The sequence below is a fragment of the Faecalimonas canis genome (assembly GCF_054601575.1).
Genome location: NZ_BAAHSI010000016.1, coordinates 192,336 through 199,540, shown reverse-complemented (window position 1 = coordinate 199,540; position 7,205 = coordinate 192,336). Strand labels below are relative to the sequence as shown.

Sequence of the window (7,205 nt, the reverse complement as noted above, 5' to 3'; positions counted from 1 at the left end):
CAAAACTTGAAACGGTCTCTCTAATTCTCTCATATTTTCATTTTTCAAACGGGAAGGACAAAATACTTTGTCCTTCCCGCTCTTTTATAGTTTTATATACCTCTTAACCATTTTCTTCAAACACCATTTCCATGTAAGTTTTTCAACATTATTTGCCGTCACCACTTCATATTCACGAATAGGAATATCATTCAGATAATAAATCACTTTTCCTGCTTTCTCTCCTCGCTTTACGGGTGCTTTCCATTCTTCTTTTATTTTTGTTTCTATCGTCACACTTTCTTCATCACTCATTAAAATTCTTTCATGAATCTTCTCTTTCCCTTTAATAATAAATTCCAATCGTTGCCGCGGAAGACTATTTTCAACAGATACTGTTTCAAAGTGAACTTCCGGTTCAATATCTTTATATCTAAAAGCATCCAAACCATATTCCATCAACTTTTTCGTATCCGACCATTTATATGTTTTATTATTAGGCCATCCGCATCCGAGCAGAGCCACAATAAACGTCCTGTCATTTCTTCGCAACGCTCCCACATAGCAATACCCCGCCTCTCCCGTAAATCCGGTCTTGCCGGATATTGCTCCGTCCATCATTTCCAAAAAGACATTGTGGTTACGGCATATATAATTTCGTGTTTTATCCATATTTGTAAACTGATAACTCTTTTGTCCTGTAATTGCCAAAAACTCTTCTTTCTTAGGGGACTCTGTAATACAGTAGTTCATTATCTTCGCCAATTCCACAGCAGTTGTTGAATGCTTTCCTGTATCATCTTTTGCATCCAGTCCGTTCGGCGTAATAAAATATGTATTTGTACAGCCGATTTCTTTAGCCTTTTCATTCATTAATTTCGCAAATTTTTCTACGTTCCCGCTAATTTTTTCCGCTATCATTACCGCACTGTCATTGTGCGATTCCAACATAAGAGAATACAACAAATCCCTCAGCCGAAAAGTTTCCCCTTTTTTAACTCCCAAATGAACTTTCGGTTGCTTGGCTGCATTTTCCGATGCCACAACTTCACTTTCCAATTCTCCCCTCTCCAAAGCAAGAATACAAGTCATAATTTTCGTCGTACTCGCCATAGCACGTTGTTTGTTTCCATTTTTCTCAAATAAAATACGCCCACTGTCTGCGTCCATTAGAACTGCTGACTGGGCGTATAATTCTTTAGGCTTTTCAATAGCCTTTGCCGTTATTCCAAAAAAGATAACCGCAATTAACACAATCCCTATTCTTTTTTTCAAAATCACACGCACCTTTTGTCAATCCGTCTGCTTTACTATATGTGTGATTTTCTCCTCTTATTCCTCAGTTAAATGTCCAATTTCAACTGCACTTCATCTTCCGCTTCTGCTTTAAAATCTTCCAGTTTTTCCGCATCAAAAACAGGTAGTTCATCTATAGACTGTACACTAAAGCGTCTTAAAAATTCTTCTGTCGTTCCGAAAAGAAGAGGTTTCCCAGGCGCGTCCATTCTTCCCACTTCTGTCACAAGATTATACTCAATTAATTTATTTACCGCGTGATCTGATTTAACCCCTCTTATCTTTTCAATTTCCAAGCGGGTTACCGGCTGTTTATAAGCGATAATAGAAAGCGTTTCCAGTAAAACATCCGTAAGTACATGGCGTTTCGGCTGTTTTGCTATCCGAATTAAATACTCATACATTTCCTGCTTCGTACATAACTGAAATGCATTTTCCAATTCAATGATGCGTATTCCCCTATCTTCTTCCTCGTATCGCATCATCATATTTCGAATAATTTTTCTTGTTGTTTCTTTATCGTGTTCTATCGTATCTGCTATTTTATCTAACTCTACCGATTCTCCCATCGTAAATAGAATTGCTTCGATGATAGCCTCAGTCTGCTTAATCTCCATGTGTTTTCCTTTCTTTATCCAAATACAGTTGATGTAATCATAATTTCAGAAAAAGTATCTTCCTGTACAACTCGTATTTCTCCTGTTTTCATCATTTCAAGCACTGCCAGAAATGTAACAACAATATGCATTTTTGATCTCTGCCTCTCCAAAAGTTGTCTAAAACTAAATGTCTTATGCGTCTTTGCGTACTGATGCAGAAACGACATCTTCTCCGGCAATTCCACCTCTTCTCTTTCAATCTTTCCAAATTTACTTCGTATCGGGTCTATTTTATCTTCCTGCCGCTTCAAAACTTCATTATACACCGCTTTTAGTTTTGCTAAAGTCATCCCATCCAAAAGAGCATCCAAATCTACCGGATCCGAATACTCTGAAACTTCCTTTGGAATAGACGGTTCTCTAAACATAAGCCTTTCCCCTTCAATCTGTCGATCACGAAGTTCATAGGACATATATTTATACATTTTATATTGCAATAACTGTTCTACCAATTCTTGTCTAGGATCCTCCTCTTCACCCTCTTCATTGACTTCTTTCGGCAACAGCATTTTACATTTTATATCTAATAAAGTAGAGGCCATTAACAAAAATTCACTCATTACATTTAAGTCTTTCGTTTCCATCTCCCGAATGTAATCCATATATTGATTTGTAATCTCCACAATCGGAATATCATAAATATCTATTTTATTTTTCTCTATCAAATGCAGAAGCAAATCCAAAGGACCTTCAAACGCTTCTAATTTTACAGGTATTCCCATATTCTTTTCCTCTATCCTTTTCCTTTTATGTGAAGCACGATAATTTCCGCTTCATTAAATAGACGTATGGGAATTGTATGAACTCCCAATCCTTTACTGACAACTATCGTTTTTTCACCAATCTTGTACATTCCGCCCGAATATTTCGGAAACAAACGTGCCTGCGGTGTAATAACACCTCTGCCAAAAGGAATACGCACCATCCCTCCATGAAGATGCCCAGATAAAGTTAAATCCGCTCCCCACTTCGCATATGTTTCCGCATGAACCGGATTGTGAGCAAGCAAAATTTCAAATTCTTTTTCATTTGCCTTCCCCAAACAACTCTCTATTTCTTTTACACTCAATTTTTCCCCAGAAAATTTTCTATAATATTTCAACGGAATTTCAAGACCGCTAATACGCACTTTTTGTCCTTCCCAATCAAGTAAAACCGAATTATTTTCCAACAGATGTACACCTGTTTTCACTAGTTGTTCTTTATATTCGATATACTTTTCTCCGTATTTATCCGTTTCTTCTTTCATACGCTGTTCATGGTTTCCATTCCCACAATATACCGGATATTTTGCTGCCAAAGATTTCATGAATTTTTCTGCAGGTTCAGATGATTTCTTTTTATCTCCCACGAGCAAATCTCCCGCCGAAAGTATCATATCCGGATATTCACACTCTATCGCTTTAAGCAATTTCTCATTTTCTTTTCCATATGAATAATTATGTAAATCACTTATAAAAACAACCTTTTTCTCGCTCATGTCTTTCTTCAGTTTCTTAGAAATAATTTCATAATGAGTTACTTTAAATGTAGTAATCTCCCGAATAATTTCCACAACTACCAAAAGAATAACAATCCCCGATATAATGATTAAATTCTTCACTTCTCTTCGTCCTTTTTCCTGTCTTTCTGTACTATTATATAGTTTTTTTACTTCATTTACAAGAAAAAGGTTCTTAGCACAGACTGAATAGCATATGGGTAATCCACTTCTTTTACACTTTCTTTAGAAACAATCGGAAGACTTCCGATTTCCGCCTTATTCAAATAGTACACAACTCTTCCTACTTTCTGTCCTTTTTTTATCGGTGCACTAATCTTTTTCTTTACCTCTACCTTTTTCTTTATCCTTGAAAGTTCTGTCCCCGATGTATCAACATACTCAAATCCTCTTTCCGTTTCCGCCTTTACCGTTTCTTTCTGTCCTCGTTTCACTTGTATTTTTCTATCTTTTATCGGTATTTCATCTTCATATTTCTTACATCTTCCAAATCCATAATTCATCAGCACTACCGCATCTTTTACTCTTTGTTTTGCATTTGGAGAAGCCATTACGACAGAAATCAATTTTATCTTATCCTTTTCCGCTGTAGCAGACAGGCAAAATTTTGCCTTTCCTGTTGACCCCGTCTTCAATCCGGTAGCATATGGGTATTGTCTGATGAATTTATTTGTATTTGTCAAACCAAATTCTGAAGTTCCTTTTTTCGTTTCGTGTGTAATGTTTTCCTGCCATATTTTTGTATACTTATGTACTTCAGGATATTTCGCAATCAACTCTCTTGACATTATCGCTATATCTCTGGCTGTTGTCAGATGTCCGTCTGCATCCAATCCATTACAATTCACAAAGTGAGTATTTTTCATTCCCAATTTTTGCGCCCGCCTATTCATTTGTTTAACGAACGTCTGCTCATCACCGCAAATATGCTCCGCCATCGCAACACATGAAGCGTTTAAGTATAGTAGACTAATTACGGATTACACATTTTACATGGAGAATAAGACTGTTTTAATAAATCCTCTCTCTTTCCATGAAAAGTCTTTTTATTTTTCTCTTTAATATCTTTTACACCTTTGCAACTTGGCAAATGAAATTTTTTCGTATTTGTATTTAAAATATATGAACCTTCTTTATTACTTTTCTCCTGCTCAGAAGTTGCACCATCATATTCCACTGCAACAGAATCTTTGTCTAAAAATACACCTGTATATTTCGATTCCCCTGTCTGATAGTTCATTTCAATTCCCGGCTGTACATTATAGAAAAATACACAGTAGGATACACCCTGCCCCTTATCTTCAACGGAATACCCTTCCATAAGAAGTCCTCTGCAAAGCATTTCTTTATCCACAAAAATAGGCGTCACACGATACATCACATGATTTCCCGTTTCTCTTATATAATCTGCTACAAGATTTTCATACTCAAGCATTTCCAAATTCATATATCTTGTTCCACTGACAAGATTTTTTTCATTGGCATTTTCTGCTCCTAACTGCCAGCCAATGCAATGTGCTCTATTCAAAATAAACTTTCCCTGCACACAATCATATTTTACTGATTGCCACCCTGTAGGCTTCACATTTCCGATTTTCCCTCTTTTTTCTTTCTCTTTCGGCATTGTTTCCTTACTCAAACAAGCAACCGAAGTTGTGCATCGTCCAAAAGAATCTAACTCACCATATGCTTCAAATGATTTATCTGTAATTTCCTCTTCTGTAAAATATGGAACATTCCCATTCACTTCCACATACGGTTCTCCGCTATATTCCGGAATGGACGCATAATCAAATGTCCCTCCTGATAGGGCGATCTCATTTTCTTTTGGATTTGATGTCGTAGTTTTTGCATCTCCACAAGCAATTATATTTGTAGACAACATAAAAACTAATAACAAACCTTGTATTTTTTTCAACATATTTCTCTTTTTCATTATTCTTTCCTACCTTCCTTTATTCATACGGATTTGAAAAATGATAATAAATATCAATCACACCATTTTCGTGAACCTCAATTCTATTTATCAATTCCAAAACCATTTCTCTTGTAAGTTCTGATACACCTATGTAATTTTTAAATGCCTCAACCCATTCATCATGCCTACTGTCTAACTCATTCTGCATATTCATTTTCTCAAGTAGATTTTCTTTTTGAAGTTGCAATTCTTTAATCTGTCTATTATACTCTCCGGTATAATACATATACTCCTCTTTTCCTATAAGTTCTTCCATAAAATTATTGTATGTTTTCTTCTTATAATTTCCTACCTTCTCAATTTGATTTTCCATCTGGTTTAATTGGAACTCATAATTGATTCTGCAAGATTCTACAACTTCAAACTTCTTAAGTTCATCAACATCTGCCTGTGTCAATATCTTCTTTGCTTCTTCTTTTATTGAATTTAAAACAATTTCTTCCAGTTCACTATTTTTAATACTATGGCTACTGCAAAACTTCTTTCCATGCTGTTTATATGTCCTGCAAATATATCCAATAAACTGATGATTGCCTCGCCTTTCATATTTCCTACTCATACTATGCTTACAATCTGCACAAAAAAGAATACCAGAAAATATTCCTTTTTCTTCATTTCCTGACACACTTCTCGTTTTTATTTTCTGCACTTCTTGTACTCTTCTAAAAATCTCTCTACTTATAATGGCATCATGCGTGTTCTCAACAACAATCCATTTTTCTTTTGGCAATGATACTTTCTTTTTATCCTTATACGAAAGTTTATTCGTCTTATTTTGCACTAAATCTCCCACATAAGTCTGATTATTTAAAATAGTATGTATTGTCTGATAAGACCACACTCTTGTTGACTTTAGGATTTTACTGTTTTTATAATTTTCTCCACGAACCTGCTGTTTATATAAAGTCGGAATTAACACTCCCTCTTCCGATAAGATTGAACCTATTCTCGCTTTCCCACAACCGCTTAAATACAATTTGAATATTCTTCTAACAATATTAGCGGCATATTCATCTATAACCAAATGGTTATGATTCTCCGGATTACGTTTATATCCATAAGGACAGGACGAACCTAAAAACTGTCCATTTTTCATTTTTATTTTAAAAGCACTGCGAATATTTTCCGACAAATCTTCGCAATACCATTCATTTACCAATCCGTTTATCTGACGTGATTTTTTATTGGAAGCTACCGCCGTATCTACTCCATCTACCACTCCGATAAAGCGTATTCCTAAATTCAAAAAATCGTGATGCAAATATTTTTCTATATGCTCCATGTTTCTTGAAAAACGTGACTGTGTTTTAGCAATAATAATATCAAAAAGTCCTAATTTTGCATCTTCTATCATTTGCTCAAATCCCGGTCTGTCATCATATAAACCGCTTTCATCGTCATCAGAATAGACTTTTATTATTTGGAAATTATTCTTCAAAGCATAATCAGTTAATAACAATCTTTGATTTTTTATACTGGCACTATCATCTCCTTCACTTACTTTATCTACATCTTCTTTACTCAATCTAAGGTATAATACTACACGATTTCCCATTTAGCATTTGCTCCTTTTTCTTCATAAAATATTATACCCTTATGACATATACCATTCAAAAGTATACATCATAAGGGTTATATTTGCCATCTCTATTTCTTATGGATTTTAATTACATTCTTCATACACTCCAGAAGAGGTTTTTCTCCATAAATCACTTTTACCTTTACATCTTTTCTATTTTTATCGTTCACTTTTATCCTCACTCTTTCTTTTAATATATGAAACAATTCCTCT

7 protein-coding genes are annotated in these 7,205 nt (G+C 35.0%); all 7 read right to left on the bottom strand.

What is annotated here, in order from left to right; all coding sequences use genetic code 11:
* Positions 1 to 84 precede the first annotated feature (84 nt).
* On the bottom strand, positions 85 to 1,254 hold the full coding sequence (locus ACYPXO_RS05590; protein ID WP_459639639.1) for a D-alanyl-D-alanine carboxypeptidase family protein: 1,170 nt from the start codon (positions 1,252 to 1,254) through the stop codon (positions 85 to 87).
* A gap of 68 nt (positions 1,255 to 1,322) precedes the next feature.
* Positions 1,323 to 1,892: an SMC-Scp complex subunit ScpB gene (gene scpB / locus ACYPXO_RS05585; RefSeq protein WP_459639638.1), complete on the bottom strand. Its 570-nt coding sequence runs from the start codon at positions 1,890 to 1,892 to the stop codon at positions 1,323 to 1,325.
* 14 nt (positions 1,893 to 1,906) lie between these two features.
* Complete coding sequence (locus tag ACYPXO_RS05580) at positions 1,907 to 2,656, bottom strand: segregation and condensation protein A (protein ID WP_459639637.1); 750 nt, start codon at positions 2,654 to 2,656, stop codon at positions 1,907 to 1,909.
* 11 nt (positions 2,657 to 2,667) lie between these two features.
* Positions 2,668 to 3,537, bottom strand: coding sequence for a metallophosphoesterase (locus ACYPXO_RS05575; protein ID WP_459639636.1), 870 nt, complete (start codon positions 3,535 to 3,537; stop codon positions 2,668 to 2,670).
* 56 nt (positions 3,538 to 3,593) lie between these two features.
* A complete protein-coding gene (locus ACYPXO_RS05570) occupies positions 3,594 to 4,409 on the bottom strand; it encodes a D-alanyl-D-alanine carboxypeptidase family protein (RefSeq protein WP_459639641.1) in 816 nt (271 codons plus the stop codon).
* Complete coding sequence (locus tag ACYPXO_RS05565) at positions 4,409 to 5,371, bottom strand: DNA/RNA non-specific endonuclease (protein ID WP_459639635.1); 963 nt, start codon at positions 5,369 to 5,371, stop codon at positions 4,409 to 4,411. The genes ACYPXO_RS05570 and ACYPXO_RS05565 overlap by 1 nt, the downstream gene beginning before the upstream one ends.
* A 19-nt stretch (positions 5,372 to 5,390) precedes the next feature.
* Positions 5,391 to 6,968, bottom strand: coding sequence for a recombinase family protein (locus tag ACYPXO_RS05560; protein ID WP_459639634.1), 1,578 nt, complete (start codon positions 6,966 to 6,968; stop codon positions 5,391 to 5,393).
* Between the last annotated feature and the right edge of the window lie 237 nt (positions 6,969 to 7,205).

Bases quoted from the DNA above. Each gene is read 5' to 3' on its own strand.
- ACYPXO_RS05565 (WP_459639635.1), bottom strand. From the start codon at position 5,371: ATGAAAAAGAGAAATATGTTGAAAAAAATACAAGGTTTGTTATTAGTT.
- ACYPXO_RS05560 (WP_459639634.1), bottom strand. From the start codon at position 6,968: ATGGGAAATCGTGTAGTATTATACCTTAGATTGAGTAAAGAAGATGTA.
- ACYPXO_RS05580 (WP_459639637.1), bottom strand. From the start codon at position 2,656: ATGGGAATACCTGTAAAATTAGAAGCGTTTGAAGGTCCTTTGGATTTG.
- scpB (WP_459639638.1), bottom strand. From the start codon at position 1,892: ATGGAGATTAAGCAGACTGAGGCTATCATCGAAGCAATTCTATTTACG.